28 protein-coding genes and 2 riboswitches are annotated in these 25,358 nt (G+C 70.4%); of the genes, 19 read left to right on the forward strand and 9 right to left on the reverse strand.

The annotated features are described in order from the left end of the window. The first annotated feature begins 224 nt into the window (after positions 1-224). A riboswitch (SAM riboswitch) is annotated at positions 225-342 on the forward strand. Positions 343-522: 180 nt separating this feature from the next. From AC4D16_RS07510 to AC4D16_RS07520, 3 genes are all read left to right on the forward strand, one after another. Further along, positions 523-1,410, forward strand: a complete 888-nt coding sequence (locus tag AC4D16_RS07510) for a MetQ/NlpA family ABC transporter substrate-binding protein (RefSeq protein WP_490954478.1) — start codon at positions 523-525, stop codon at positions 1,408-1,410. 66 nt (positions 1,411-1,476) lie between these two features. Next, on the forward strand, positions 1,477-2,505 hold the full coding sequence (locus tag AC4D16_RS07515) for a methionine ABC transporter ATP-binding protein (protein WP_490954479.1): 1,029 nt from the start codon (positions 1,477-1,479) through the stop codon (positions 2,503-2,505). Beyond that, entirely contained in the window at positions 2,505-3,164 is a 660-nt protein-coding gene (locus AC4D16_RS07520) for a methionine ABC transporter permease (RefSeq protein WP_490954480.1), read from the forward strand. Before AC4D16_RS07515 ends, AC4D16_RS07520 begins: the two co-directional genes overlap by 1 nt. A 93-nt stretch (positions 3,165-3,257) precedes the next feature. Here AC4D16_RS07520 and AC4D16_RS07525 read toward each other — a convergent pair whose 3' ends face one another. Continuing rightward, on the reverse strand, positions 3,258-3,449 hold the full coding sequence (locus tag AC4D16_RS07525; protein ID WP_490948000.1) for a hypothetical protein: 192 nt from the start codon (positions 3,447-3,449) through the stop codon (positions 3,258-3,260). A 107-nt stretch (positions 3,450-3,556) separates the two neighbouring features. On the opposite strand from AC4D16_RS07525, the gene AC4D16_RS07530 reads away from it, so the two are divergent. Together AC4D16_RS07530 and AC4D16_RS07535 are read left to right on the forward strand one after the other, a co-directional pair. Continuing rightward, positions 3,557-4,117, forward strand: a complete 561-nt coding sequence (locus AC4D16_RS07530) for a dihydrofolate reductase family protein (protein WP_490954481.1) — start codon at positions 3,557-3,559, stop codon at positions 4,115-4,117. Between the two features lie 48 nt (positions 4,118-4,165). Continuing rightward, complete coding sequence (locus AC4D16_RS07535) at positions 4,166-4,705, forward strand: AAA family ATPase (RefSeq protein ID WP_490954482.1); 540 nt, start codon at positions 4,166-4,168, stop codon at positions 4,703-4,705. 68 nt (positions 4,706-4,773) lie between these two features. Here the strand turns inward: AC4D16_RS07535 and AC4D16_RS07540 are convergent, their stop codons facing one another. Genes AC4D16_RS07540 through AC4D16_RS07550 form a run of 3 tightly spaced genes read right to left on the reverse strand, consistent with a single transcriptional unit; the run spans position 4,774 to position 7,731 of the window. After that, entirely contained in the window at positions 4,774-5,571 is a 798-nt protein-coding gene (locus AC4D16_RS07540; RefSeq protein ID WP_490954483.1) for an energy-coupling factor transporter transmembrane component T family protein, read from the reverse strand. A 25-nt stretch (positions 5,572-5,596) separates the two neighbouring features. After that, the gene (locus tag AC4D16_RS07545; RefSeq protein WP_490954484.1) at positions 5,597-7,102 is read right to left on the reverse strand and encodes an ABC transporter ATP-binding protein; all 1,506 of its coding nucleotides are present in this window, start codon (positions 7,100-7,102) and stop codon (positions 5,597-5,599) included. Further along, positions 7,099-7,731: an ECF transporter S component gene (locus AC4D16_RS07550; protein ID WP_490947993.1), complete on the reverse strand. Its 633-nt coding sequence runs from the start codon at positions 7,729-7,731 to the stop codon at positions 7,099-7,101. Before AC4D16_RS07550 ends, AC4D16_RS07545 begins: the two co-directional genes overlap by 4 nt. A 63-nt stretch (positions 7,732-7,794) precedes the next feature. Beyond that, positions 7,795-7,919, reverse strand: a riboswitch (TPP riboswitch). 247 nt (positions 7,920-8,166) lie between these two features. Between AC4D16_RS07550 and AC4D16_RS07555 the strand changes: the two genes are divergently transcribed. Beyond that, positions 8,167-8,427, forward strand: coding sequence for a DUF4235 domain-containing protein (locus AC4D16_RS07555; protein ID WP_490947992.1), 261 nt, complete (start codon positions 8,167-8,169; stop codon positions 8,425-8,427). Between the two features lie 80 nt (positions 8,428-8,507). On the opposite strand, the gene AC4D16_RS07560 is transcribed toward AC4D16_RS07555, so the two are convergent. Further along, entirely contained in the window at positions 8,508-9,629 is a 1,122-nt protein-coding gene (locus tag AC4D16_RS07560; protein ID WP_490954485.1) for an FUSC family protein, read from the reverse strand. 20 nt (positions 9,630-9,649) lie between these two features. After that, entirely contained in the window at positions 9,650-10,579 is a 930-nt protein-coding gene (locus tag AC4D16_RS07565) for an aminoglycoside phosphotransferase family protein (protein WP_490954486.1), read from the reverse strand. 110 nt (positions 10,580-10,689) lie between these two features. Here AC4D16_RS07565 and AC4D16_RS07570 point away from each other — a divergent pair, with 110 nt between their 5' ends. The 13 genes from AC4D16_RS07570 (at position 10,690) to AC4D16_RS07630 (ending at position 23,108) form a co-directional block, all read left to right on the forward strand. Continuing rightward, positions 10,690-11,541, forward strand: coding sequence for a class I SAM-dependent methyltransferase (locus AC4D16_RS07570; protein ID WP_490954487.1), 852 nt, complete (start codon positions 10,690-10,692; stop codon positions 11,539-11,541). A gap of 68 nt (positions 11,542-11,609) precedes the next feature. Further along, positions 11,610-12,257, forward strand: coding sequence for a 4a-hydroxytetrahydrobiopterin dehydratase (locus AC4D16_RS07575; RefSeq protein WP_490954488.1), 648 nt, complete (start codon positions 11,610-11,612; stop codon positions 12,255-12,257). Between the two features lie 86 nt (positions 12,258-12,343). Then, on the forward strand, positions 12,344-14,077 hold the full coding sequence (locus tag AC4D16_RS07580; protein WP_490954489.1) for a dihydroxyacetone kinase family protein: 1,734 nt from the start codon (positions 12,344-12,346) through the stop codon (positions 14,075-14,077). Between the two features lie 60 nt (positions 14,078-14,137). Next, the gene (locus tag AC4D16_RS07585; RefSeq protein WP_490947986.1) at positions 14,138-14,593 is read left to right on the forward strand and encodes a ribose-5-phosphate isomerase; all 456 of its coding nucleotides are present in this window, start codon (positions 14,138-14,140) and stop codon (positions 14,591-14,593) included. A 6-nt stretch (positions 14,594-14,599) separates the two neighbouring features. Next, a complete protein-coding gene (locus AC4D16_RS07590; protein WP_490954490.1) occupies positions 14,600-15,391 on the forward strand; it encodes a triose-phosphate isomerase family protein in 792 nt (263 codons plus the stop codon). After that, positions 15,388-16,134 (forward strand): GntR family transcriptional regulator, encoded by a 747-nt coding sequence (locus tag AC4D16_RS07595; protein ID WP_490954491.1) that lies wholly within the window; start codon positions 15,388-15,390, stop codon positions 16,132-16,134. The genes AC4D16_RS07590 and AC4D16_RS07595 overlap by 4 nt, the downstream gene beginning before the upstream one ends. Positions 16,135-16,234: 100 nt before the next feature. Beyond that, entirely contained in the window at positions 16,235-17,179 is a 945-nt protein-coding gene (locus AC4D16_RS07600) for a sugar phosphate isomerase/epimerase family protein (protein ID WP_490954492.1), read from the forward strand. After that, positions 17,176-18,141 carry a 3-hydroxyacyl-CoA dehydrogenase family protein gene (locus AC4D16_RS07605; protein ID WP_490947982.1) on the forward strand — a complete coding sequence of 322 codons (966 nt, stop codon included), beginning with the start codon at positions 17,176-17,178 and terminating at the stop codon, positions 18,139-18,141. The genes AC4D16_RS07600 and AC4D16_RS07605 overlap by 4 nt, the downstream gene beginning before the upstream one ends. A gap of 32 nt (positions 18,142-18,173) precedes the next feature. Next, complete coding sequence (locus tag AC4D16_RS07610; protein ID WP_490954493.1) at positions 18,174-18,944, forward strand: SDR family NAD(P)-dependent oxidoreductase; 771 nt, start codon at positions 18,174-18,176, stop codon at positions 18,942-18,944. Between the two features lie 160 nt (positions 18,945-19,104). Continuing rightward, the gene (locus AC4D16_RS07615) at positions 19,105-20,484 is read left to right on the forward strand and encodes an MFS transporter (protein WP_490947980.1); all 1,380 of its coding nucleotides are present in this window, start codon (positions 19,105-19,107) and stop codon (positions 20,482-20,484) included. Further along, positions 20,484-22,007, forward strand: a complete 1,524-nt coding sequence (locus AC4D16_RS07620; RefSeq protein ID WP_490954494.1) for a four-carbon acid sugar kinase family protein — start codon at positions 20,484-20,486, stop codon at positions 22,005-22,007. Before AC4D16_RS07615 ends, AC4D16_RS07620 begins: the two co-directional genes overlap by 1 nt. After that, positions 22,000-22,896, forward strand: coding sequence for an NAD(P)-dependent oxidoreductase (locus AC4D16_RS07625; protein ID WP_490954495.1), 897 nt, complete (start codon positions 22,000-22,002; stop codon positions 22,894-22,896). Before AC4D16_RS07620 ends, AC4D16_RS07625 begins: the two co-directional genes overlap by 8 nt. A 56-nt stretch (positions 22,897-22,952) precedes the next feature. Then, positions 22,953-23,108 (forward strand): hypothetical protein, encoded by a 156-nt coding sequence (locus tag AC4D16_RS07630; RefSeq protein ID WP_490947977.1) that lies wholly within the window; start codon positions 22,953-22,955, stop codon positions 23,106-23,108. Positions 23,109-23,218: 110 nt separating this feature from the next. Here the strand turns inward: AC4D16_RS07630 and AC4D16_RS07635 are convergent, their stop codons facing one another. The 3 genes from AC4D16_RS07635 to AC4D16_RS07645 form a co-directional block, all read right to left on the reverse strand. Continuing rightward, positions 23,219-24,082, reverse strand: a complete 864-nt coding sequence (locus AC4D16_RS07635) for a class I SAM-dependent methyltransferase (RefSeq protein WP_490954496.1) — start codon at positions 24,080-24,082, stop codon at positions 23,219-23,221. A gap of 64 nt (positions 24,083-24,146) precedes the next feature. Continuing rightward, entirely contained in the window at positions 24,147-24,905 is a 759-nt protein-coding gene (locus AC4D16_RS07640; protein WP_490954497.1) for a class I SAM-dependent methyltransferase, read from the reverse strand. Between the two features lie 2 nt (positions 24,906-24,907). After that, entirely contained in the window at positions 24,908-25,306 is a 399-nt protein-coding gene (locus AC4D16_RS07645; protein WP_490947974.1) for a response regulator transcription factor, read from the reverse strand. Between the last annotated feature and the right edge of the window lie 52 nt (positions 25,307-25,358).

Genomic DNA, 25,358 nt, shown 5'->3' on the forward strand with positions numbered 1-25,358 from the left:
GACACCTGATCCTCGAATCGATCCCACCAGCCGGAGACCGGAGGTCCTCCACACCTCCATTGTGGCAACTGCTTCAACATCTGGTCCTGACGCTCGGCCGTCAGCCCTTGGTCACGCATCGCTGAGGGTGCGCTGGCGGCCCGTGCTCGATGTGGCGCTGCATGACGCTCCTTCCCCCGGCCTTTTTGACCCGCCGCACTCCGATGTCCTAGCGTCGTCCTAGCAATCATGAGTTCCAGCCACAGGCCCTGGCCGGTTGGACAGCAACCCTCTCCCGTAGTGGGGTGCTCCAGGTGAAGATTGGGCCGCCGGGTCAAGTCCCCCGGTTGGCAAGTACGGCGTCGTGCGGTCCTCCGAGGGGTCTTGTCCCTGGAGGGACCGCCCAACGCTCAGCCCAGAACAGCGAGCGTGTCACCTCAAAGTCATTCCCATCCCGTCGCTGCCCCGTCGGCAGCGCGCCCTCCCTCGTCACGCCCCCCTGCAGTTCCGCGGTACCTCCGCGCCATCTCGAAGGACACACCCATGATCACCTCACGCAGGCTGCTCGCCGCCGCCGCCGTCCCCCTCCTCGCCCTGACCACCGCCTGCGGCCTCTCCGGCGGGGACTCCGCCGGTGGCTCCGAGACCGTCCGCATCGGCGTCGTCGGCGCCAGTGACCCCGAATGGGCCACCTTCACGCAGGCCGCCGAAGACGAAGGCATCTCGGTGGAGATCGTCGACTTCGCCGAGTACACCCAGCCCAACCCCACGCTCTCCGAGGGCGAGCTGGACCTCAACCAGTTCCAGCACCTGGTGTACCTCGCGCGCTACAACGTCTCGAGCGACTCCGACCTCGTGCCCGTGGGCTCCACCGCCATCTACCCGCTGGGCCTCTACTCAACGCAGTACGAGTCCGTCGAGGACATCCCCGACGGCGCCACCATCGCCATCCCGAATGACGAGTCGAACCTCGCGCGTGGCCTCCTCGTGGCGCAGTCGGCCGGTCTGCTGACCCTGCGCGACGGCGGCAGCGCTTTCTCCACGATCGACGACGTCATCGCCGAGGAATCCCGCGTCACCGTCACCACGCTGGATGCCGCGCTCACCCCGACGTCGCTCCCCGACGTCGCGGCGGCCATCATCAACAACGACTTCGTGCAGGACGCCGGCCTGAGCTTCGACGACGCCATCGCGCAGGACGACCCGAGCGATCCCGCGTCGGCCGCTTACGTCAACGTCTTCGCATCCCAGAACGAGGAGAAGGACAACGAGACCTACCAGCGCCTCGTCAGCATCTACCAGGACACACAGGCCGTGCTCGACGACGTCCAGGAGACCTCCGGCGGGACCGCCGAGTTCGTGAAGGTTCCCGCCGAGGAACTGCAGTCCACCCTCGAGCGCGTCGAGGAAGACACCCGCGCCCAGGGCTGACCGCCCCCCCACCCGCCGACGGCCGGCCGCACCCCGGCCGGCCGTCGGCATGTCAGAAAGGCGACCATGCCGCTCATCGAACTGCGGAACGTCACCAAGAGCTTTCCCGCGGCCCGCCGGGGCGATCCCCCGATCACCGCGATCGACGACGTCAGCCTGGACATCGAGGCCGGCGAGATCTTCGGCATCATCGGCTACTCGGGAGCGGGCAAGAGCACACTCGTCCGCCTCATCAACGCCCTGGAGAGCACCACGTCGGGCGAGATCGTCGTCGACGGCCAGCAGGTCACCGGCGTCCCCGACCGCAGGCTGCGGAAGCTGCGCCTCGACATCGGCATGATCTTCCAGCAGTTCAACCTCTTCAGCGCGAAGACCGTGTTCAACAACGTGGCGTACCCGCTGCGCGTGGCCGGCAGGAGCCGGGACGAGATCCAGGCCCGGGTCACCGAGCTGCTCGCCTTCGTGGGCCTCGCCGACAAGGCCTCCGCCTACCCGGAGCAGCTCTCCGGCGGGCAGAAGCAGCGGGTGGGGATCGCCCGGGCACTGGCCACCTCGCCGAAGATCCTGCTCGCGGACGAGGCGACCTCCGCACTCGACCCCGAGACCACGCACGAGGTGCTCCGGCTCCTCCGCCGCGTCAACGAGGACCTCGGCATCACGATCGTGGTCATCACGCACGAGATGGATGTCATCCAGACGCTGGCCACCAAGGTGGCCGTCATGGACCGGGGGCGCATCGTGGAGCAGGGCAACGTGTTCGACGTCTTCTCCGATCCGCAGGAGGCTTCATCCCAGCGGTTCGTCGCCACCGTGGTGCGAGGCATCCCGGCGCCGGACGAACTCGCGGCGCTCCGCGAGCGCCACGCCGGGCGCATCGTGACATTCTCCTTCCGCGACGGCGACGCCTCCCAGGCCTCCGTCTTCCTGGAGCTCGCCTCCGCCGGCGTCGAGTTCGAACTGATCTACGGCGGCATCAACGACATCCGCGGCCGCGCCTTCGGACACCTCACGCTCGCCCTCACCGGACCCGACGCCCAGGTGGACGCCGCGCTGGCCGGCCTCGCCGCTCGCACCACCGTGAAGGAGCTCTCCTGATGGACGACCTCATCCCCCTCACCCCGCAGCTGTGGGAGGCCACGTACGAGACGCTCTACATCGTGGGCCTCAGCCTGCTGTTCGGCGGGCTCGGCGGCCTGCTGCTGGGGCTCGGCCTCTACACCACGCGGGCCGGCAGCATCCTCGGGAACCGGCCCGTGTTCGGTGTGCTGAACCTCGTGGTCAACATCTTCCGGCCCATCCCGTTCATCATCTTCCTCGCGGCGGCGCAACCCCTGGCGCGCCTGGTGACGGGCACGGGCATCGGGAACAGCGCCATCATCTTCACGCTCTCCCTCGCGGCGGCCTTCGGGATCAGCCGCATCGTGGAGCAGAACCTCCTGACGGTCCAGCCCGGCGTCATCGAGGCGGCGCGATCGGTGGGTGCCGGCCGCCTGCGGATCATCCTCACCATCCTCATCCCCGAGGCCCTCGGTCCGCTGATCCTCGGGTACACGTTCATCGTGGTGGCACTCGTGGACATGTCCGCGGTCGCGGGCGTGGTGGGCGGCGGAGGGCTCGGCAACTTCGCCATCCAGTACGGCTACCGGCAGTTCAACCCCGTGGTGACCTGGGCGGCCGTGATCGTGATCATCATCCTCGTACAGGCCGTGCAGTTCCTCGGCAACGGACTGGCTCGGAGAGCGTTCCGGCGCTGACGGGCCAGGCGGCTCGCGACAGCCGTTCCGGAGTGATTGCGGATGCAGGTCGTGGTGCCGCGAACCTCACCGACCGACTCCGGAGAGTAGTGGCTAGTTCTCCTCCGGTTCGGCCGTGGGCGTGCCGAGGCTCCACGGCTCCTCGGGCTCCAGGGACTCCGCAGCCTGGACCGTGTCCACTTCCCACTGCTCGGAGGCCTCCGTCAGTGGATGGCGGACCGGATTCCGCTCGCCCGCATCGTTGAATTCCGGGTAGGGCAGCGGATCGTTCTCGGTGCTGGTCATTTCCCGATCCTACTCACCACCCCGTGACCTCCCCGTGGGGCGCCAGTCTGGTCCGCTCCGAGGTCCTGTGCTATCCGCGCGACAGGCCCGCGTGTGATCCTGGGTCGATGCGACCTCTGCGCTATTCGATCAACGTCTCGCTCGACGGCTGTGTCGACCACACGGCCGGCACCGTGGACGAAGAGACCCATCACCACGCCGCGCAGACCATCGCCCGTGCGGACGCCATCATCCTCGGCCGCACCACCTACGAGCTGATGGAGTTCTGGCGGACGGCTGAGGACCTTCCGCCCTGGATGCAGCCCTTCAAGGAGTCCATCAGCGCGGCCAGGAAGTACCTGGTGTCGAGCACCCGCGAACCGGACGGCTGGAACACCGAGTCGCTCACCGGCGACCCTGTCGAGGCGGTCCGGAAGCTGAAGGAGCAACCGGGTGACGGGCTGTACGTCGGCGGTGTCACGTTGCCTCTCGCCCTCGCCGACGCGGGACTCATCGACGAGTACGAGTTCGTCGTGTCCCCGACGCTCGTCGGCCACGGACCACGGCTCTTCGAGGGACTCGCGAAGCCGCTCGACCTGCGGCTCGTGGGGATCACCGACTTCGCCTCGGGGGTGCGGGCAGAACGCTACGTCCCGGCTGGCAGCTCGTCGTCGCCCGGCGGGCAGTAGCGGCCGCTTGAGTCGGTCATTGTCGGCTTGCACTGGCTACCCTTCGGTGTGGGCACACGCAACTTTCTCATCGAGGGCGGATCCGGGACCGGGAAGACGGCCGTCTGCGAGGAGTTGGCGAGACGCGGCTACCACTCGATCCACGGTGACCGGGAGCTCGCCTACCAGGGCGACCCGCTGACAGGCGCACCGACCACCGGGATCACGGGCACCGCCGCGCATGACCATCACCTGTGGGACATGGCGAAGGTCAGAGCGCTCGCGGCTGATCAGCAGGCGGACGTGACCTTCTTCTGTGGCGGATCACGGAACGTCCACTCCTTCCTCGATGTCTTCGACGGCGTGTTCGTTCTGCGGGTCGACGCCGAGACCCTCGCGCACCGGTTGGATCAACGGCCCGACGACGAGTGGGCAGGGTTCAAACGTCACGCGGAGCGCGCGCTGATCATGCGCCTGAATGCCGACCGAGAAAACGTCTCCGGGTCGGATGTCGTGATCGACGCGACCGCACCACTCGACGTCGTCGTGGACACCATCCTCACCCTGAGTGGGCTGCACGAGTCCCGTGACAACTGCGGGCGCTCCTGATCTCCCGCGGGAAGCAGTAGTACCGGAGCAGGGAATACCGGAGAGCGGGCCGGGGCCCGTGCGGCGGCTCAGGACAGGATGAAGTTCCACGTCCCGGCCAGCACGGCCGCCGTCGCCGCGCCCCCGGCGATCACGAGCCCCACGGCGGCCACGACGGCGTCGAGCCGGGAGTAGGTGCTCTCCCGCGCCCAGGTGCGCGTTGCTCCGCCGAACCCTCGCGCCTCCATCGCCGTCGCGAGGCGTGTGGCGCGTCGGATGGCCTGCACGATCAGGCCGAACGACTGCCCCATCAGGTTCCGCGCCCGCGCCACGACCGAACCGCCCGACCCGACGCCGCGTGCGTGCCGAGCGAGTCCGAGTGTCTCCCACTGCTCCACCAGCAGGCCGACGAGCCGCAGCGACGCCAGCCCGCCGAGGACGAAACGGTGCGGCAGGTGCAGCTTCTGGGCGAGGGCGTCGGCGAGGTCCGTGGGATCGGTGGTGAGCAGGATGAAGATGCCCGGCAGCGCGAGCGCGAGCCCGCGCAACCCCACCGCGATCCCGGCCGCGACGGAGCCCTCGGTGAACAGGAACGGGCCGACGTCGAGCAGCACCCCGCCCGTCTTCTCCGCCAGCAGCGCGGTGCCGTACGCACCGAGCGCGGCGGCGATCAGGAGCGGCCAGATGCGCCGCGCGAGCCCCACCACGCTGATACCGAGCAGGGGCATGAGCAGCACTTCGGCGGTGAGGACGACGGCGGCGCTCACCCAGTCGATGCTCGCCAGGAGCACCAGCGTGATGACGGTCGCCGCGAACAGTTTCGACACCGGGTTGGCGCGCACGAGGGTGCGCCCGGTCAGGACGGGTGTCAGGGCGTCCGCACTCATGCGGCACGTCCCGGGGCGACGGCGCTCACCGCGCCACCAGCGTTCCGGTACCGGCCGCGATGTGCAGGGTGGCTCCGCCGAGCTCCGCCACGAACTCGGCGTCGTGCGTCACGGAGACCACGGCCACGCCGTCGTCGATCAGTTCACGCAGGAGCGTGACGAGTTCCGCCCAGGTGAGGGCGTCCTGGCCGAAGGTCGGTTCGTCGAGGATCAGCACGCGGGGCGCCGTGGCGAGCATCGTCGCGACGGAAAGGCGCCGCTTCTCACCGCCCGAGAGCGTGAACGGGTTGGCCTGCAGCAGATGCGTCAGGCGCAGCCGCTCGGCCAGACGATCGACCCTGCCCGACACGTGCGCTCCGCCCACGCGCTCCGGCCCGAACGCCAGTTCCTCCCCCACCGTCGGTGTCAGGAACTGGTGTTCGGGCTCCTGGAACACCGTGCCGATGCGTTCCACCAGCTGGGTGGATCGCCATCGGAACGGATCCTCTCCGGCGTCGCCGGCGAGTGCCGGGCCCGCTGTCACCGCTCCCCCGCGCGGCTGGAGCAGGCCGCCGAGGGTGAGTGCCGCCGTCGATTTCCCGGCACCGTTCGGCCCCGTGATGCCGAGGGCAGCCCCGGCGCTCACGGTGACGTCGAGCTCCGTCACCGCCGCCGGTCCCCGCTTGGTGCGGGCGACGGACAGGGAACGCGCCGTCAGCAGCGGCTCATCGACCGGAGCTTCGCCTCGCGGCTGCGGCCCGCCCACCACCGGCCGGTGCCCGGGCACCCAGACGCCGGCCGCGACGAGCCGCGCGCGCGTTGTCCGTTCGGCGAGCACGACGCCGGGAGGACCGTCCGCGAGCACGCCGCCGTCGGCGTCGAGCACGATCACGCGATCCACCACGTCCGCCCACACCGCCACGCGGTGCTCGACGACCACGAGCGTGGCACCCGTGCGGTCGAGGACACGGACCACGGCGTCGCGGACCTCGAGGACTCCCTCGGGATCGAGGTTCGCGGTCGGCTCGTCGAGCAGGAGCAGCCCGGGCTCCATGGCGAGCACCGAGGCGAGGGCGAGTCGCTGCTTCTGGCCGCCGGACAACGCCGTGGTCGGGTGATCGAGGGGCAGGTCCAGGCCCACGGCGTCGAGGGCGCGGCCCACCCGCCGCCAGATCTCTTCCCGCGGGACGGCGAGGTTCTCGGCGGCGAAGGCCACTTCATCGCCGACGCGCGCCAGGACCACCTGCGTCTCGGGATCCTGCAGCACGAGCCCGGCCCTCCCGCGGGCCGCAGCGGGGTGGGCGCCGTCGAGCGTCAGCTCACCTTCCTGCTCACCTTCGTCGTGCGCGCCGAGCAGCCCGGCGAGGCCGTGGAGCACGGTCGATTTGCCGGCTCCTGACGCCCCGAGGAGCAGCACGCGCTCACCCGGTGCGATGTCGAGATCGAGGTGGCGGGCGGCGAACGCCTTCCGGCCCGCATGGCGCCACCCCCAGCCACGGGCGCGGACGTGCGCTCGGTGTGAGCCCGTGGCCGGCGTGTGCACTGGTGTCACACGTCCGCCGTGCGGCCTGCGGCGAAAGCGGACAGGACGCCCGTCTTCGCGAGCCCGCGGAGGGCCAGCCAGCTGAGCAGACCGGCGATGACCACGCCCGAGATGCTCGCGAACACCACGTACATGAGCTTGAACTCGATGGTCCAGAGCGTGTTGTAGAGGATGTTCTCGCTGATCGAGAGGGCAAGGCCGGCGCCGAGGCCTGCGAGCAGGGCCACGGAGAGGTTCCACTTCCGGTAGGCGAACAGCAGGAACACGAGCTCTGCACCCGCGCCCTGGATGGCGCCCGAGAGCAGGGTCGCCATGCCCCACTGCGTGCCGATGAGGGCGGACACCGTGGCCGCGAGCACCTCGCAGTAGATGGCCGCGCCGGGCTTGCGGATGATCAGGCCGCCGAGCACTCCGGCGATCAGCCACCCGCCGGTGTAGAGGCCCGAGAGGGGCGGGAAGCCTGCCGTGAGCACGCTGATGCCGCTGTAACCGGCCGACCAGGCGGCGAAGACGACGCCGACGGCGACCGCGATGACCGAGGCCACCACGATGTCGACGACGCGCCACTGCCGGGTGGAGGGGGCTGCGCCGCTGCGCGACGTTGATCGGGACGTCGATGGGGATGTGGATGATGCCATGGTGCTTCCTCCTGAGGTACAGGAGGGGAGAGTGCCGGGCGAGCAGCGGATGCGGCAGCCGAGCACTCTGAGAACTCGACTCCCTTCGCCGGTACTAACCGGATCAGGTTCGAGGGTCTGCGGTGGTCCGCACTCTCAGCGCCCGATCCGGCGGCGTACCGCGGATCTGCGCTCCCCTGTCGTTTCGTTGCTAGAGCGTTCACGATCCTACACCTGACGTGCCGGCCGCTCGGCGGCAGAGTGCGCCCGCAGGATCAGTCGTCGTGGCGCTCTTCCAGGTCGGGAGAGCGGAGTAGTCACCGGCGCGGTGATCGTGTCACGTGCCCGCTCCGGAGCGGGAGCGCACGCGTCCCATCGCCGCGGAAGACCCGCTGCGACGCCGCAGGAGCCGGGCTAGGGTGGAGGAAGGACGACGACAACTCAGAAGGAGAAATCATGGACGTTGTGTTCAAGCTGCTCGGTGTGGGACTCAGCGCGGGTGCGGGCTTCGTCGGCACCAAGCTCGTCGACTTCCTGTGGCAGAAGATCACCGGCGAGGCACCGCCCAAGAGCAAGGACGGGCTCGAGAACACGCTCCGCTCGGCCCTGATCTTCGCTGTCATCTCCGGCGCGGTGAGCACCATCATCCAGGTGCTGACGAACCGCTCCACCCAGCGGGCCATCAAGCGCTTCTCGAAGACCCGCGACCTCACCTGAGCTGGGGCCGCCGGGAACGGTGACCTGGTGCCGTCGGGAACGGCTGACGGGCGGCCATCGTCATCAGACGTCCCGGCGCTTCAGTTCTGGGCGCGCAGTTCCGGCATGACCGCCTGGAGGATGCGGTGCAGACTCATGCCGATGGCCGCTGCGGCACCGAAGGGGACGTCCCTGGACGACGCCTCGTAGGCCGCGAGTTCGAGGTCCTTGAGCGCTTGCTCGGCTGCCTCGAGCGTCTCGGCGTCGCTCTCCTCCACGGTCCAGAGGTCGAGTACATCGCCGACCGCCGTGAACGCCCGCTGCAGCGTCGGCCGGACGGACGCCGGTAGAGGACGCTCACGGGACGTCCCGTGCAGTGCGTCCTGCAGCATGTTCGTGATGTTGAAGGTGTGCGAGGCGACCACCTCGAGTACTTCGACCTGTCGATGGTCCCGCCGCAGGTCACGCGGGTGGCGGCGTCGCCGGACGTTGCCCTTCCGGCTCTCGTCCGCATACTGCAGCGCGTCCCGGGCATTCCGGGCCGAGGTCGTCAGGTCCTCCCGGTGCTGCGCCCACCGGGCGTCGTCCGCCGCCCATTCCTCCTGCAGCGCCTCCCCCATCGCGCGCAGTTCTGCGGCAGCCGTCCGCCGCAGGCCGCTGATGCGCCCCACGGCGTCGTCGAGGTTCAGCGGAGGCAGGATGAGCGCGCTGACAGCCAGACCCACCCCTACTCCGACCACCGTCTGCACGAAGTAGCCGAGGGAGTAGCCGAGGTCCTCGTTGCCGATGACGAGAACGAAAAGGCCCGCCGACGCGATGCCGGAGCCGCCTCCCGCCGTTCGTCGGAGACTACCTGCGAGCAGCACACCCACTCCGACGACGAAGGCGATCGTCAGCCAGTTCGGCTCCCCGGCCCAGACGGCGATGTGGGCCAGCACGATCCCGATCGTGAGACCGGCCACCGTCTGGAGCCCCAGCTTCACCGTCCCGGCCACCGTCGGGTACATCGCGAGCAGGGCTCCCAGCGGTGCGTAGTAGGGGTAGTCCGACGGCGTACCGGGCAGGGCGAGGGCGATCGTCCAGGCGAGCGCGGCAGCGAGGGCCGCCTTGCCCGCCAGGAGGAGCTGCGGATTCACCACGGCTCCGCGCAGGCGGTCCCTCAGCTCGTCGTCGAAACGCGCAGCCAGGACTCGATGGGCCGTCGTTCTCCTTGTTCTGGCCATCTCCGCAGTATCGCACCCGCTCATGGCATCCGTTCGAGCCGATCCCGGTCCGGCGACCGGCCGTCATCTGCGTCCCGGACCGGTAACCCCAGCGCTGCGAGAACCCGCCGCGCCTGGGCCGACCGGGAGGGTTCCTCGAGCGTGATGAGCGCCTTCCAGAGCGCCCACCCGCGGCCGCGCTGCCATTCGGCGTCGCCCAACGCCAGCCGGGTACGGAACCGGTCCCGTGCAGGTGCGGCCAGCGAGGCCCAGGCAACCGCGAGGTCACAGGCGGGGTCGCCGACGCCACAGCAGCCGAAGTCGATGACCGCGCCCAGCCGCCCGTCACGCAGCAGGATGTTGCCGGGCGCAACGTCGCCGTGGAACCACCTCGGACCGCCGTCGTCCTCTGCCGCGAGCGCTGCCGCCCATTCCGCGAGCGCCGCCTCGGCGTCGACCCGCGGGCCGCTCCGCGCTGCCAGTCCTCCGACGGCAGCTCGCACCTCGCCGTCCAGGACCGCCAGGGGTGCGCCGCGGAGGGCGCTGTGCTCCCCGGGAGCAGGTCCTACGGGCGCCACTGCCCGTAGCTCCAGCAGGAAATCGGCGAGATCGTCGGCGACGGCGTCGGCGAGCGTGCTCCCCGACGCCGCCGGTGTACCCGGGATCCAGCGCCGCACCGACCATTCGAAGGGGTAGCCGCACCCCGGCCGGCCCACCGCGAGCACCTCGGGAACGGGAAGGCGGAGGGCGTCATGGAGAACAGGCAGCCAACGCGCCTCCTTCCGCACCTGCGGCACGTACCCCGCGGCGGACGGCAGCCGGGCGATGAGCCCGGCGCCCACACGGAAACTCCGGTTGTCCCAGCCGTCCTCGTCGACCGGCCGCACGTCGAGCCCTGCCCAGTCGGGGAACTGTTCCGCGAGGAGGCTCCGCACGAGGTCGGCGTCGATCAGCAGGGCGTCGGAGGTCATGGCGGCACGCTAGCGGGAGATTCGCCGCGCGCGCCAGGGGATGCCGCGGGCCGCGACGCTCGCAGCAGGCGGGACCCGTGGCCCCGCAGCGCCCCGCCTAGGATGGCCGCATGGAACACGACGCCGCCCCGGTGCCCTGGGCGACCGCCCGGGCTGAGAACCGCGACAACTGGGACGACCGCGTGCCGCTCCACGAGGAGGCCTACGCACGCGATGCCTTCGACGACCCCGCACACCTCAGCGAAGTGGTTCGCGAGGACCTCGCCGCCCTGGCGCCGTTCCTGCCGGACGGCTCCGTGGCCGGGCTCGACGTCTGCCATCTCCAGTGCCACATCGGCACCGACACCCTCTCCCTGGTCCGCGCCGGTGCGCGGGTCACCGGCGTCGACTTCTCCGCTCCCGCCCTCCAGTCGGCGGCGCAGCTCGCGGACCGTCTCGGCCTCGAGGCCACCTGGGTCGAGACGGACGTCCTCGACGCGCGGGCCGCCGTCGTCGGCGAGTTCGACGTCGTCTACACGAGCATCGGGACGGTCACCTGGCTGCCCGACCTCGGGCGCTGGGCCCAGCAGGTCGCCGCGCTCCTCAGCGACGGCGGCACCTTCTTCATCCGCGACGGCCACCCCTCGCTGTACTCGATCGACGAGGACGCACCCGGGCTGGTCCTGCGGTACCCGTACTTCGGGAGCGGACCGCAGGTGTGGGACGAGGAGCACTCCTACGTGGGGGACGGGAAGCTCGCGCACTCCAGGACCTACCAGTGGGCGCACCCCCTCTCGGAGATCCTGACGTCGCTGATCGCGGCCGGCCTGCAGATCATGCACGTCGCCGAGGCGACCACGCTGCCGTGGCGCTTCTCCTCGCGCATGGTCGAGGTACCCGGCGGGTGGTCCTGGCCCGAGGGCGAGCGGGACCTCGTGCCCTGCACCTACACGATCGTGGCCCGGAAGCCGCCCTCGGTCTGACACTGCAGCACGCCCCGAGCCACATCGTTTCCGTGGACCCGACCGCGACCGCGGGACATACTGGCCGCATGAGCACCCTCACCGCAGAGCAGATCCTCGACGCCGGCCTCGACGACTGGCGCCAGCTGGCCCAGGCCCTGCACGCCCGGTTCCGCACCGGCGACTTCACCACGGGCCTCGCCCTGGTCTCCGCCATCGGGGAGCTCGCGGACGAGGCCGACCACCACCCGGACATCACCCTGACCTACCCGCACGTGGACATCACGCTCCTCAGCCACGACGCCGGCGGCGTGACAGGGCGCGACGTGGACCTCGCCCGCCGCATCAGCGACCTCGCGAGCGAGCGCGGCATCACCGCCGACCCCGCCGCGCCGACCGTCGTGGAACTCGCGCTGGACACCGCGGACGTCGCCGCCGTCGGGCCCTTCTGGGCGGCACTGCTCACGGGCGACGCCGGAACCGTGGACGGCGACGACGTCGCCGACCCGACCGGTCGCGTACCCCTCCTCTGGTTCCAGCACACCGATGCGCACGAGACCACGCGGCAACGCTTCCACCTCGACGTCTGGGTGCCACACGACGTCGCGGAGGCACGCATCGCGGCGGCCGTCACTGCCGGCGGCACCGTGGTCGACGACGCGCAGGCCCCCTCGTTCACCGTCCTCGCGGATCCGGAGGGCAACCGCGCCTGCGTCTGCACGGCGCTGGAGCGCTGACGCTCCCCGTCGGAAGGGCCGTGCGGGGCAAGCGCCCGAAGCCCCATTTCCTATAGCATCTAGGAAAACGACCGAGAGGAATCGCAATGACGCGACTGTTCAACACACCGGAGGACTTCGTCGACGAGATGCTCACGGGCTTCGTCGCAGCATCCTCCCGATGGGTCCAGCAGGTTCCCGGCGGTGTGGTCCGCTCCACGCGGTCGGGAACTCCCACCGTCTCGCTCGTCATCGGCGGCGGCAGCGGCCACTACCCGGCCTTCGGTGGTCTCGTGGGGCCGGGCCTCGCACACGGCGCCGTCATGGGCAACCTCTTCGCATCACCCTCCGCCCACCAGGTCCGCACCGTCACCCGCACGGCCGATCAGGGCCGCGGCGTCCTCCTCAGCTACGGCAACTACGCCGGCGACGTGCTGCACTTCGACGAGGCGCAGGCGGAACTGCGCGAGGCCGGGATCGACGTCCGGACCGTGGTCGTCACGGACGACATCTTCAGCGCGCCCAAGGGCGAGGAGACCAAACGGCGCGGCATCGCCGGGGACCTCACGGTGTTCAAGGTGGCCGGCGCCGCGTGCGAGGAGGGCTACGACCTCGACGGCGTGGAGCGCGTGGCGCGCCTCGCGAACCACCGCACACGCTCGCTCGGCGTCGCCTTCGGCGGCTGCACCCTCCCCGGCGCCGACGCACCGCTCTTCGGGGTCCCGGCCGGACGCATGGCAGTCGGCCTCGGCATCCACGGTGAGCCCGGGATCGACGAGGTGGACGTCCCCACCGCCGCCGGTCTGGCGGAACTGTTCGTCGAGCGCCTCCTCGACGAGGTGCCCGAGGGCGTGGACCTCGCCGGAGCCCGCGTGGTGCCGCTCCTGAACGGCCTCGGCAGCGTGAAGTACGAGGAGCTGTTCGTCGTCTACGGCACGGTGCACCGCCTGCTCACCGAGCGCGGCCTCACCGTCGTGGACCCCGAGGTCGGCGAGCTGTGCACCAGCTTCGACATGGCCGGTTGCTCGCTGACGCTCCTGTGGCTCGACGACGAGTTGGAGCGGCTCTGGACCGCCCCCGCGGACACCCCCGGCTTCCGCCGTGGGCAGGTGGAGACGCAGGAACGCTTCGACGCCGTGGTGCAGGACGACGCCGAGGACACCGTGGGCAGCGCGTCACCGGAATCGCAGGCTGCCGCCTCGCTGATCGCCGCGGCGCTCGAGGCCGTGGCCGCCGTGATCGACGAGCACGCGGACCACCTCGGCCGGCTCGACCAGGTGGCGGGCGACGGCGATCACGGTATCGGCATGCAGCGCGGCTCCCACGCCGGACGCGACGCCGCGCGGGAGGCCGTGGCATCCGGAGCGGGAGCGGACACGACCCTCCGCCGCGCCGCGAACGCCTGGAGCGACCGCGCCGGAGGCACCTCGGGCGCCATCTGGGCCACGATGCTCAAGACGGCCGGCCAGGCACTCGGTGACGACGCCGCACCCGTACCCGCCGACGTCGTCCGCGCGGTCGAGGCGGGGCGCGACGCCGTCATGGCCTTCGGGAAGGCGTCGGTGGGCGACAAGACGATGATCGACGCGATCGTCCCGTTCGCCGAGGCGTTCGCGGCCCGCGTCGCCGACGGCGCGGACCTGCGCTCGGCCTGGACGGATGCCGCAGGAGTGGCCACGCAGGCCGCCGAGCGGACGTCGGAGCTGAAGGCGACGCTCGGGCGGGCGAGGGCCCACGGCGACAAGTCCGTGGGCACCGCGGACCCCGGTGCCGTCTCCTTCGCGCTGATCTGCACGGCGACGTCCATGCTCGACACGCCTGCCCGGACCTCTGCATCCTGACGTCCGCACCCTGACACCCGGACCGACGCCCCCACGACCACGAAAGAACCAGGAGAGACCATGGCACTCAGGATCATCATCGGCTGCGACGACGCCGGCTTCCAGTACAAGGAGATCCTCCGCGGGGACCTCGAGCAGAACGAGCTCGTGGAATCCGTGGTGGACATCGGGGTGGGCGCCGACGGGCACACCTCCTACCCGAAGATCGCCATCGAGGCCGCGGAGCGCGTGGCCCGGGGCGAGGCCGACCGCGCACTGCTGATCTGCGGCACCGGGATCGGCGTGGCGATCGCCGCGAACAAGGTCCAGGGCATCCGGGCCGCCACCGCGCACGACTCCTTCTCCGTGGAACGCTCCGTGCTCTCGAACGACTGCCAGGTGCTGTGCATGGGCCAGCGCGTCGTCGGCATCGAGGTGGCACGGCGCATGGCGCGCGAGTGGCTCACCTACACGTTCGACACCTCGAGCGCATCGAAGGCCAAGGTGGACGACATCTGCTCCTACGAGGGCGTGTAACCCTCCATGCCTGCGACCCCGCGCTTCACCATCGGCTCGAGCCTGAAGATGTACTTCGGGCACCGGCGCCAGGTCGAGTGGACGCGGCAGGTGGCGGAGATCGCGGCGGTGCACCCGGCCGTGCTCGGTGACCTGGTGCAGCCGTTCATCATCCCGACCTTCCCGTCCATCCCGGCCGTCCGCGACCTCGCCGCTCCGGCGGGGATGCTCGTGGGAGCGCAGGACGTCCACTGGGAGGAGGCAGGCGCCTTCACCGGCGAGGTGTCGGCGTCCGAGCTGGCCGAGCTCGGGATCTCCCTCGTGGAGATCGGCCACGCTGAGCGCCGGGCGATGTTCGGCGAGACGGACAGCACGGCGTCACGCAAGGTCCGGGCCGCCTTCCAGCACGGCCTGACCCCGGTGCTGTGCATCGGGGAACGGGACCGCGTGGACGCAGGGGACGAGGCCACCGCCGTCGAGCAGTGCCTGCGCCAGCTCGAGGCCTGCCTGGAGGACGCGCGGCACGCCGGCTCGCCGGGCGGCCTGATCGTCGCCTACGAACCGGTGTGGGCCATCGGCGCGCCGGATCCCGCACCCGATGACCACATCCGGGCGGTGACGAGCGCCCTGCGTGACCACGTGGCGGCGGATCCGCTCCTCGACGACGCCCGAGTGATCTACGGTGGAAGTGCCGGCCCGGGCCTGCTGACGCGTATCGCGGACTGCGTGGACGGCATGTTCCTCGGCCGCTTCGCGCACGATCCCGCGGCGTTCGAGGCGATCCTGGACGAGGCATGGGAGTTAGGGGACACACGATGACGGCGAACACGATGGCGGACCCACCCGCCGACCCGCTGGGCGACGGCGGGATCGAGGAGATCCCCGGGATCGACCGACGCGGCCTGCGGGACCGCGTCCACGACCGCATCCTCGACATCCTGCTCTCCAGTTCCATGGAGCCCGGTGCACGGCTGTCCATCGACACCCTCGCCAAGCAGTTGAAGGTCTCCCCCACCCCCGTGCGTGAGGCCATGGTGCAACTCGAGCGCACGGGCCTCGTGACCCGCCAGGCGCTGAAGGGCTACCGCGTGGCGCCCCCGCTCGGCCGGGAGCAGCTCGATGAACTCTTCGAGGCGCGCATCATGCTCGAGCTGGAGGCCGCGCGGCTCGCGGCCCCTCGCGCGGCCTCCTTCCTCCCCGCACTGCGGCGGGCTCACGAGCACCACCACGAGATGGGCGAGCGAGTCACCGCCGCCATGATGCGCGGCTCCGTTCCCGTGCGCACCATCCACGACTACTTCGACGCCGACGCCGCGTTCCACACCGTGATCCTCGATGCCGCGGGCAACCGGTACATCCGTGACATGTACGGGAACCTGGGCGCCCTCACGCACCGCATGCGGCAGGCCGTGATCCGCGGTACCAACGACGTCGCGGAGGCCGCCACCGAGCACGCCGCGATCCTCGAGGCGTTCGCCGGCGGCGACGACGCGGCCCCGGTGAACGCGCTCAGGGCGCACATCGAGGGCGTCCGCAGCAGATCGCTGAACGACTCCGTCTGACAGGCCCATCCCTGATCGGGCCTTGCTGAGGGCTGCTGCGCCGTTTATATTTCCTATAGGATCTTTCATCCGGCGAACTCTCATGCAATGGAGCACTGACATGTCCCCGCAGCCCGCATTCACCGCGCAGGAGTGGCCCATCGCCACGTGCCTCCACGGGATCCCCACCGTCACACGCGAGGGGGTGGCACTGCACGACGCCGGCGCGGAGGTCTGGGACGAGATGTTCGCCGAGGTGGAGCGCGTGGGGTTCTCACTCGCCGAACTCGCCGACAGCCACGTGCGGCCCGCGGACCTCGAGCCCTCCCGCCGCGACGAGTTCCTCTCGATCGCCGCCTCGCACGGCGTCCGGATCCCGTCAGTCCACCTGCAGCGCCAGAGCGTGATCATGCCCGGTCACGAGGAGAAGAACCTCGCCTACGCGCACCGCACCATCGACGCCGCCGCCGCGTGGGGCATGGAGGTCTTCTCCACCGGCCTGCACCAGCCCTTCAGCGATGCGCAGCGGAAGGCCCTGTGGTTCTGGACCGCCGAAGGCCCGAAGGACCCTGACGATCCCGAGCTCTTCGCGACCGCCGTCGCACGGCTCCGCGAACTCGGCAGGCACGCGGCCGACGTCGGGCTGAAGATGTCTCTGGAACTCTACGAGGACACTTACCTCGGCACCGGTGACAGCGCGGTGCGCCTCGTCGAGGAGATCGGCCTCGACAACGTGGGCATCAACCCCGACATCGCGAACCTGATCCGCCTGCACCGCCCCGTCGAGGACTGGCGGGAGCTGCACGCCAAGCTCCTCCCCTACGCCAACTACTGGCACGTCAAGAACTACTCGCGGGACGAGGCGGCGGACGGATCCTGGGCCACCAGCGTCCCCACCTCCATGGAGGCCGGCCTCATCAACTACCGCCAGGTGATCCGCGACGCCGTGGACCTCGGCTTCGACGGCATCTTCCTCTGCGAGCACTACGGCGGGGACAGCCTCGGCAACTGCGCCACCAACCAGACGTACATCCGCTCGCTGCTCCCCGGAGGGAAGACCACATGACGCAGGAACCAACCGGCCGGAGGATCGCCGTCGTCGGCTCCGGTTACATGGGCGGAGGGATCGCGCAGGTCCTGGCACTCGCGGGCCACACCGTCCGGATCGCCGACGTCAGCGCGGAGATCGCGGCCTCGAACCTCGAGCGGCTGCTCACCGAGGCCGACCAGTTCACGGCGGACGGCCTGTTCCCCGCGGATGCCCGGGCCCGCATCGAGGCGAACGTCTCGGCGGCGGAGTCCATCGAGGCCGCCGTCTCGGACGCCGAGTTCATCGAGGAGGCCGTGCCGGAACGCCTCGAGATCAAGCACGAGACGCTGCGGCGCATCTCCGCCGCCGCCCTGCCCGACGCCGTGATCGGCTCCAACACCTCGACCATCCTCATCGCCAGCCTGGCCGAGGCGGTCGAGCGGCCCGAGCGTTTCCTCGGCGTCCACTTCTCCAACCCGGCGCCGTTCATCCCCGGCGTCGAACTCATCCCGCACCCCGGCACCGCCGACTCCGTGCTGCCCATGGTCGAGGAGATCGTCGCGTCCACCGGCAAGGAGACCGCGCGGGTCAAGGACGCCACCGGCTTCGTGCTCAACCGCCTGCAGTACGCGCTGTTCCACGAGGCCACGCAGATCGTCGAGGAGGGCATCGCGACGGCGGACGACATCGACACGATCGTCCGCACGACGTTCGGGTTCCGCCTGCCGGTGTTCGGGCCCTTCGCGATCGCCGACATGGCCGGGCTCGACGTCTACTCGTTCTGCTACGCCTCGCTGCAGACCCGCTGGCCCGAACGTTTCGCGACCCCCGAGTCGCTGAAGAACCTCGTGGACGCCGGACACTTCGGGACGAAGACCGGCTCCGGGTACCTCGATGTGCCAGCCGATCGTACCGCCGAGCTCATCGCCTACCGCAACAGGGCCTACGTGGCCATCAAGAAGCTCATGGACGAGCTGGGCCCCGCGCCCATCCACTGACACCAGCCCCCCACCCACCCCAGGAGACACCCATGGCATCTGCTTTCCCCGACTCACGGTCCGTCGTCCTCACGGGCGCGGCCTCGCCCCGAGGTATCGGCCGGGCGTCCGCGCACTACCTGGCCGGCCTCGGCTGGAACATCGGCATCATCGACCTCGACGCCGAAGCGGCTCAGTCCGTCGCCGAGGAGATCGCGGCGGAACACGGCGTGACGGCGGCGGGTGCCGGCGCCAACGTGGCCGACGAGCCCGCGGTCCGTGCGGCCTTCGACGACCTCGAGGCGAAGCTGCCGCAGATGGTGGCCCTCGTGAACCTCGCCGGCGTCTCCAGCCCCGTACCGTACCTCGAGGTCACACCCGAGGAGTGGAACCGCGTCATGGGCATCAACATGAACGGCGTCCACTTCGCCACGCGGCGGGCCGTCGAGTCGATGGTCGGGAACGGCGTGGGCCGCGTGGTCAACCTGTCCTCGGTCTCCGCGCAGCGCGGCGGCGGTACCTTCTCGAAGACCGTGTACTCGGCGGCGAAGGCCGGCGTGATCGGCTTCACGCGGTCCGTGGCGCGGGAGCTGGGCGGGCAGGGCATCACGGTCAACGCCATCTCGCCCGGGCCCATCGACACCGACATCATGGGCGGCACGCTCACGGAGGAGCGGAAGACCGCCATGGCGGCCGACGGCGTCCTCCCCCGCATCGGGACGCCGCGCGACATCGCTGCGGCCATCGCCTACCTCATCAGCGAGGACGCCGGCTTCGTGACGGGGCAGACCCTGAACGTCGACGGCGGCCTCTACATGCACTGACATGCGCGACTGGTCGAAGTCCCGCCTCCTGTTCCTCGCCGTCGGGGTCGTCCTCGTCGGCATAGGTCTCTGGCTCATCGTGCCGTCCCTGGTCGGCTAGGAGTCAGCGCAGTCCTCCGCTCCACCCCACGCGTCACCACTTCCGAACAAGGAGAGCCCCATGTCCGCAACGGACGCGGTCAAAGACGACCTGGACAGCCCAGCGCTCGCCTCCGCCGTCAAGAAAGCAGCCCGGCACCTGATGCCGATGCTGATCATCCTGTACTTCGTCGCCTTCCTGGACCGCACCAACGTGGGCTACGCCGAGGATGCACTCGAGATGGACCGCGGTATCAGCGCCGGTGCGTTCGCCCTCGGCGCCGGCATCTTCTTCATCGGGTACGCGATCTTCGAGATCCCCTCCAATCTGCTCCTCAAGAAGTTCGGCGCCCGGTGGTGGCTCGCGCGTATCGCCATCACGTGGGGCATCGTGGCCTCGGCTTTCGCCTTCACCAGCGGCGACACCATGTTCATCGTGCTGCGGTTCCTCCTCGGCGTCACCGAGGCCGGGCTCTTCCCGGGCGTGATCATGTTCCTCTCCGAGTGGTTCCCCAACAAGGTCCGCGTGCAGATGTTCGCGCTGTTCTACCTCGCGCAGCCGTTCTCGCAGATGCTCGGCAACCCGATCTCCGGTGCGCTCATCTCCTTCGGTGACACCTACACCCCGTGGCGCGGCTGGCAGGTCATGTTCTTCACCGAGGGCATGATGGCGGTGGTCGCCGGCATAGCCGCCATCTTCTTCCTGATCGACAGTCCACAGAAGGCCAAGTGGCTGGATAAGGACGAAAAACGGGCGCTCCTGCGGGTCATGGAGGCGGAGGACGAAGTCCGGGCCAGCGACGGTCCGTCGGGCATCGTCCGCGCCATGGGCAACTGGAAGGTCTGGTACTTCACCATCATCTACTTCTGCCTGCAGGTGGCGGTCTACGGCACCACGTTCTACCTCCCGCAGCAGGTCAGGCGCATCATCAGCCCCGACGCCGAGTTCTGGCAGATCGGCCTGATCTCGGCCATCCCGTGGTTCGTGGGCCTCTTCGTCTGCTACTACGTGGGCAAGAACGCCACGACCATCCGGCGCCGTCGCGTCTGGGGCACCATGTTCTACGTGTCCACGGCCGTGGCGACCATCGGTGCCGCCCTCGCCGGGGAGGCGGGCATGCCGGTCCTCGCGATCGCCTTCCTGGTGGTCTCGGTCTCCAGCTTCCTGGCGTGCGGGCCCATCACGTGGTCCTACCCGACGGCGTTCCTGACGGGTACGGCCGCCGCGGCGGGCATCGGCCTCATCAACTCGCTGGGCAACCTCGGCGGCTTCGTGGCCCCGATCATGCGTACCGCCGTGGACCAGCGGTTCGTCACTGAAACGGGAATGTTCGGCACCATGTCCGTGGGTGTCTTCGCCTTCGTTGCGGCCGTGATGTTCATCCTCACCAAGCGCATGCGGTCGAAGTCGGACGCACTGCTCGAGGCCGAGGAAAAGGCCACGGCAACTCCGGGACATTGATGGCCGTCAACGAACAGTCCCTGCTCAAAGCCTTCCCCGCCGAGTACGCCGTCGCGGCGGCCGACGTCGCGGCGGCCGTCCGGCACGCACCGGACGGCCGACGCCGGGTGTTCGTGGTGCTCGACGACGACCCGACGGGCACGCAGTCGGTCGCCGACCTCCCGGTGCTCACGCAGTGGGAGGTCGGCGATTTCGCCTGGGCGTACCAGCAGGGCACCCCGGCGGTCTACGTCCTGACCAACACGCGGAGCCTCGACCCCGCGGAGGCCGCCACCCGTAACGAGGAGGTGGTGCGCGCGGCGCTCGCAGCGGCGGCGGACGTCCCGGCCTCGGGCCCCGCTCCCCTGCGGATCAGCTTCGTCAGCCGCAGCGACTCCACCCTGCGCGGCCACTTCCCGCTGGAGACGGACACCCTCGCGGCCACGCTGCGGGACGTCACCGGCGAGGAGGTCGACGGCGTGGTGGTGGTCCCGGCGTTCCCGGACGCCGGGCGGGTGACCATCGGCGGGACGCACTACGTCCGTGGCCCCGGCGCGGACCGCCTCACACCCTCAGCGGAGACGGAGTTCGCCTCGGACGCCAGCTTCGGATACCGCTCCTCCTACCTGCCGGACTATGTGGAGGAGAAGAGCGGCGGCCGCATCCCGGCGGACTCGGTGATCGTGCTCGACCTCGGGGTCATCCGGTCCGGAGGCACCGCGGAGGCGTCGTCGCGCGCCATCGCCGACGCCGTCGGGCACGCCCGCGCGGGAACGCCGATCGTCGCGGACATCGTGGCGGAGAACGATCTCCGCGCGCTCTCCCTCGGCCTCGACGAGGCGGAACGCCGCGGCTCCTCCCTGCTCTACCGGGTGGGCCCGCCGTTCATGCGGGCCCGCGCGGGCCAGGAGGTGCCGGCGGTCCTGACCGGTGCCGAGAGCTACGACCGGCCGGAGGGCTCCACGGTCGGCGGGCTCGTCGTCGTCGGCTCGCACGTCGCCGTGACCACTCGGCAGCTCGAGGCACTGACCACGCGGCACCCGAACGCCGTCGTCGTCGAGATGGACGTCGCGCAGCTCCTCGACGCGCGCGCCGAGGCGCACCTGGACGCCGTGGTGTCCGCGGTGGTCGAAGCCCTCGCCGGACAGGACGTCGTCCTCCACACCAGCCGCTCCCTCGTGAGGTCCCGGTCGCCGGAGGAGAGCCTGCGGATCGCGCGCACGGTGTCCGCCGCCGTCGTCGACGCCGTACGGCGGGTCCTCGCGCTCGCACCACCCCGCTTCGTGATCGCCAAGGGTGGCATCACGTCCTCGGACGTCGCCGCGCACGGGCTGCAGATCCGCCACGCCATGGTGCGCGGGCCCATGCTGCCCGGCATCGTCAGCCTGTGGGAGCCGGTGGGCGGGCCCGCGCAGGGCATACCTTTCGTGGTGTTCGCCGGTAACGTCGGGGACGACGACTCCCTCGTGGACGTGGTGCGGAAGCTCAGCGCCGCGTGGACGGGACCTGCCCCCACCCAAGCATCGGACGGATCACATGACTGACTACGCGGTAACGGTTCTCGGCCTCGGCGCGATGGGGCTGCCGATGGCCACGCGGCTCGCGACGGGCGTCTCGGTGCGCGGGTTCGACATCGCGGAACCCCGCCTCGCGCTCGCCCGTGAGGCCGGTATCCGCACGTTCTCCTCGGCGCGCGAGGCCACCGAGGGGACCGACGCCCTGCTACTGGCGGTCCGCAACGCCGACCAGCTCGACGAGGTGCTGTTCGGCCCCGAGGGGGTGGCTCCCGCGCTGCGGCGCGGCGCCGTCGTGATCCTCACGAGCACCGTGGGCACCGACGCCGTGGCGAGTACCGTGCAGCGGCTCGCCGAGTACGGGGTCGCGCTCGTGGACGCGCCGCTCTCGGGCGGGCCGAAGCGGGCGGGCGAGGGCGATCTGCTGATCGTGGTGGGCGCGGCACCCGAGGCACTCGACGCCGCGCGACCCGCCCTCGAGCTGCTCGCCTCCACCCTGACCGTGGTGGGTGACCGCCCCGGCGACGGCCAGGCGGTGAAGACCGTCAACCAGCTGCTGTGCGGCATCCACATCGCCGCAGCAGCAGAGGCCCTCGCCCTCGCCGACGCGCTCGGACTCGACCGCGCCGCCACCCTCACCGCTCTCGAGGCGGGCGCCGCAGGGTCCTTCATGCTCTCCAACCGCGGCCCGCGGATGCTCGAGGCGTACGACGACGGCGGCGCCGAGGTGCTGAGCCGCCTGGACATCTTCGTGAAGGACATGGGGATCGTCGGCCGTGCCACCCGCGCACACGGTCTCCCTGCGCCCCTCGCCGCGGCCGCCGAGCAGCTGTACCTCCTCGGGCAGGCCCAGGGACTGGCCGCGGAGGACGATTCCGCGATCATCCGGGTCGTCGCGCCGCAGCGCCGGGCGGACTGACGCCGGTTCGTCCGCGGGTCCGTAGCGCTCTTCGGACCTGCGGCTAGAGTTGCCGCGTGGATACCTCCTGGCTGCTCGTGCTCCTCGTCCTCGTGGTCCTGTTCGCGAGCATCAGCATCGTCGGTGCCCTGAACCGCATCCGCGACGCGAGCGAACGCAGCGCGGATCTCCTGGAGCGACACCTCGCGGACTCCGTGAGCCGCGACTCCTGACCGACGCTTCCCCGGAACTCAGCGAGGACGATCGCGCCCTGGACCGACTCCGTACAACTGTGCAGGGGGACACACGGAGAACCGCCGATGCGTCCCTCGTGTCCGGGCGATTACCGCCCCGGTGTGGGGACCGCCGGCTCGGGATCCCTGGTGAGCGTCAGGATCCCGTACCGCATGGCCCCGCTGCGGTACGCGAGGATCAGGCGGGGGATGCTCAGGAGGAACACGCGGTTTCGCCCCCGGACGGCGAGGCGCCGGGTCTCGCGGTCGACGATTAGGACCTTCAGGAGGCGACGCGCGCAGATGCTCCACGTGCGCGCCACGCGAGCGCTGACGTCCTCGTAGCCGGTGACGGTGAACCCGGCAGCCACCGCCATCCGCTCGTAGTCCTCGCGCGTTCCCATCGAGGGGAGCCTCCCCTCGCGGCAGATCGGCTCGAGCAGATGGCGTACCTTCCATGGGCCGGCGCCCGTCTCCGCGAGCCAGGCACAGACGACGAAGCGCCCGCCCGGCGTCACCACGCGGTGGGCCTCGGCGAAGAACCGGGGCTTGTCCACCATGTGTTCGCTCGATTCGATCGCCCACGCCGCGTCTGCGCTCCCGTCGGGTAACCCGTTCGCCAGCCAATCGCGAACCTCGATGGTCACCCCGGGTACGGGCAGGGCATCCGCGAAACGGGCCTGCTCGGCGGAGAGCGTGAGGCCCGTGACGCGGATCCCGCGCGTCTCTGCGAGCCGCCGGGCGGTCGATCCGTAGCCGCAGCCGATGTCGACGCACGTGTCACCCGACGAGAGCTCGAGCCTGTCCCCCACCGCGTCGCTCAGAGCGACGACGGCCTCGGCCGGCGTCTCGCGGCCGGTCGTCCACAGCCCGTGATGAACGTGATCGCCCCAGACCCGCAGGTAGACGGGATCGAGTTCGTCGTAGTGGTCCGCGACAGCGACGGCGTCCTGGGAGGTGTCCGGAAGAATCACGCCCTCACAGTACGACGCCGGCCGTCCCCGGTCCACGCGGCCGACTCCTTCGGCGGTATCTCGGTCAGCCTCTCCGCGCCGCCTGGACGATCATGAGCGGTTCCTCCGCCGAGCCCGCGAACGCCGTGCCGTCCCAGTCGCCACTGACGGTGACGACGGCGAGACCCGCCCGGTCGAGGTCCGTTGTGATCTGCTGGAGGCTACGGAACTGCAGGCGTTGCTCGACGTCCACCACATGACCCGCGTCCACGAACTCGTTGTGGCACCGCATCGTCACCACGCCGTCGTCGTCGGGAGGCGTGGTGCTGGTCGATTCCCGGAGCCGGCCCGCGACGGTACTGCGCTCGCTCCCGGGATCGTTCCATCCAGCCCACGCCCGCGCTCCCGGGTTCCGGGTCTCGAAGGCGAGCACTCCCTCAGCGTCCAGCCCCCGGGCGATGTCCTGCAGCGCGGCGTGCCAGTCGTCGCCGATGATGTGCATCGCGACGTTCCCGGTCATCAGGATCAGATCGCTTCCCCGGGTGTCGATCAGCGCCGACGTGCCGAGCCGCCACTCGACGGCGTCGCCCCGGGGCCGTGAGCAGGCGTACGCGAGCATCGCCGCAGCGGGGTCGATCCCCACGACCGTCCGCCCCGGGGTCGCGAGGGTCACCGTCAGGAGGCCCGTTCCGCAGCCGAGGTCCGTGATGCGGGTCGCGCCGGTACTCGCCGCGAGCGAGCGGTAGTAGTCGTGGTCCCGTCCGCCCGGGTTGTCCGTGTCGTACAGCGCTGCCAGGAGGTCGTCGTCGTACTCGTCGTGGGCGGCGCTCACGGTGTAGGGCACTGCTACGCCGCGCCCTCGCGCGGGAAGACGCCGTCGAGGTAGGCGCCGAGCTCGCGGGGGCTGAACGGCTTCGGCATGAAGTGATCAGATCCCGCGAGCAGGCACTGCTCCTGCGTGAGATGCGGAGGGCGGGCCGAGATGGTGAGGATGTGGGCGTCGGTCACCGCCCGCAGCTGCGAGCAGAGGTCGATCCCGTCGATGTCCGGGAGGTTCAGGTCGAGGGTGATGAGCGTGGGCTGCACCTGATCCACGAGGCTGCGGCCCTCGGCACCCGTCACGGCCTCGTGCGCCGTGAAGCCGTGGGAGCGGAGCACGATCACCAGGAGCTGACGGATGTCGGCGTCGTCCTCGACCACGACGGCAGCGCGATGCGCGCCGTCCTTCCGCACTACCGACTCCATGGTGTTCGCCCCTCGATCGCAGTCACCCTATCGCGCAGTGGGCTGTCGATCC

This window comes from Arthrobacter sp. TJ-236, from assembly GCF_058269235.1.

Bases quoted from the DNA above. Each gene is read 5' to 3' on its own strand.
- AC4D16_RS07585 (WP_490947986.1), top strand. From the start codon at position 14,138: ATGGCACTCAGGATCATCATCGGCTGCGACGACGCCGGCTTCCAGTAC.
- AC4D16_RS07610 (WP_490954493.1), top strand. From the start codon at position 18,174: ATGGCATCTGCTTTCCCCGACTCACGGTCCGTCGTCCTCACGGGCGCG.
- AC4D16_RS07520 (WP_490954480.1), top strand. From the start codon at position 2,505: ATGGACGACCTCATCCCCCTCACCCCGCAGCTGTGGGAGGCCACGTAC.
- AC4D16_RS07625 (WP_490954495.1), top strand. From the start codon at position 22,000: ATGACTGACTACGCGGTAACGGTTCTCGGCCTCGGCGCGATGGGGCTG.
- AC4D16_RS07550 (WP_490947993.1), bottom strand. From the start codon at position 7,731: ATGGCATCATCCACATCCCCATCGACGTCCCGATCAACGTCGCGCAGC.
- AC4D16_RS07570 (WP_490954487.1), top strand. From the start codon at position 10,690: ATGGAACACGACGCCGCCCCGGTGCCCTGGGCGACCGCCCGGGCTGAG.
- AC4D16_RS07605 (WP_490947982.1), top strand. From the start codon at position 17,176: ATGACGCAGGAACCAACCGGCCGGAGGATCGCCGTCGTCGGCTCCGGT.
- AC4D16_RS07590 (WP_490954490.1), top strand. From the start codon at position 14,600: ATGCCTGCGACCCCGCGCTTCACCATCGGCTCGAGCCTGAAGATGTAC.
- AC4D16_RS07530 (WP_490954481.1), top strand. From the start codon at position 3,557: ATGCGACCTCTGCGCTATTCGATCAACGTCTCGCTCGACGGCTGTGTC.
- AC4D16_RS07600 (WP_490954492.1), top strand. From the start codon at position 16,235: ATGTCCCCGCAGCCCGCATTCACCGCGCAGGAGTGGCCCATCGCCACG.
- AC4D16_RS07540 (WP_490954483.1), bottom strand. From the start codon at position 5,571: ATGAGTGCGGACGCCCTGACACCCGTCCTGACCGGGCGCACCCTCGTG.
- AC4D16_RS07580 (WP_490954489.1), top strand. From the start codon at position 12,344: ATGACGCGACTGTTCAACACACCGGAGGACTTCGTCGACGAGATGCTC.
- AC4D16_RS07555 (WP_490947992.1), top strand. From the start codon at position 8,167: ATGGACGTTGTGTTCAAGCTGCTCGGTGTGGGACTCAGCGCGGGTGCG.
- AC4D16_RS07515 (WP_490954479.1), top strand. From the start codon at position 1,477: ATGCCGCTCATCGAACTGCGGAACGTCACCAAGAGCTTTCCCGCGGCC.
- AC4D16_RS07565 (WP_490954486.1), bottom strand. From the start codon at position 10,579: ATGACCTCCGACGCCCTGCTGATCGACGCCGACCTCGTGCGGAGCCTC.
- AC4D16_RS07575 (WP_490954488.1), top strand. From the start codon at position 11,610: ATGAGCACCCTCACCGCAGAGCAGATCCTCGACGCCGGCCTCGACGAC.
- AC4D16_RS07645 (WP_490947974.1), bottom strand. From the start codon at position 25,306: ATGGAGTCGGTAGTGCGGAAGGACGGCGCGCATCGCGCTGCCGTCGTG.
- AC4D16_RS07595 (WP_490954491.1), top strand. From the start codon at position 15,388: ATGACGGCGAACACGATGGCGGACCCACCCGCCGACCCGCTGGGCGAC.
- AC4D16_RS07525 (WP_490948000.1), bottom strand. From the start codon at position 3,449: ATGACCAGCACCGAGAACGATCCGCTGCCCTACCCGGAATTCAACGAT.
- AC4D16_RS07510 (WP_490954478.1), top strand. From the start codon at position 523: ATGATCACCTCACGCAGGCTGCTCGCCGCCGCCGCCGTCCCCCTCCTC.
- AC4D16_RS07620 (WP_490954494.1), top strand. From the start codon at position 20,484: ATGGCCGTCAACGAACAGTCCCTGCTCAAAGCCTTCCCCGCCGAGTAC.
- AC4D16_RS07615 (WP_490947980.1), top strand. From the start codon at position 19,105: ATGTCCGCAACGGACGCGGTCAAAGACGACCTGGACAGCCCAGCGCTC.
- AC4D16_RS07560 (WP_490954485.1), bottom strand. From the start codon at position 9,629: ATGGCCAGAACAAGGAGAACGACGGCCCATCGAGTCCTGGCTGCGCGT.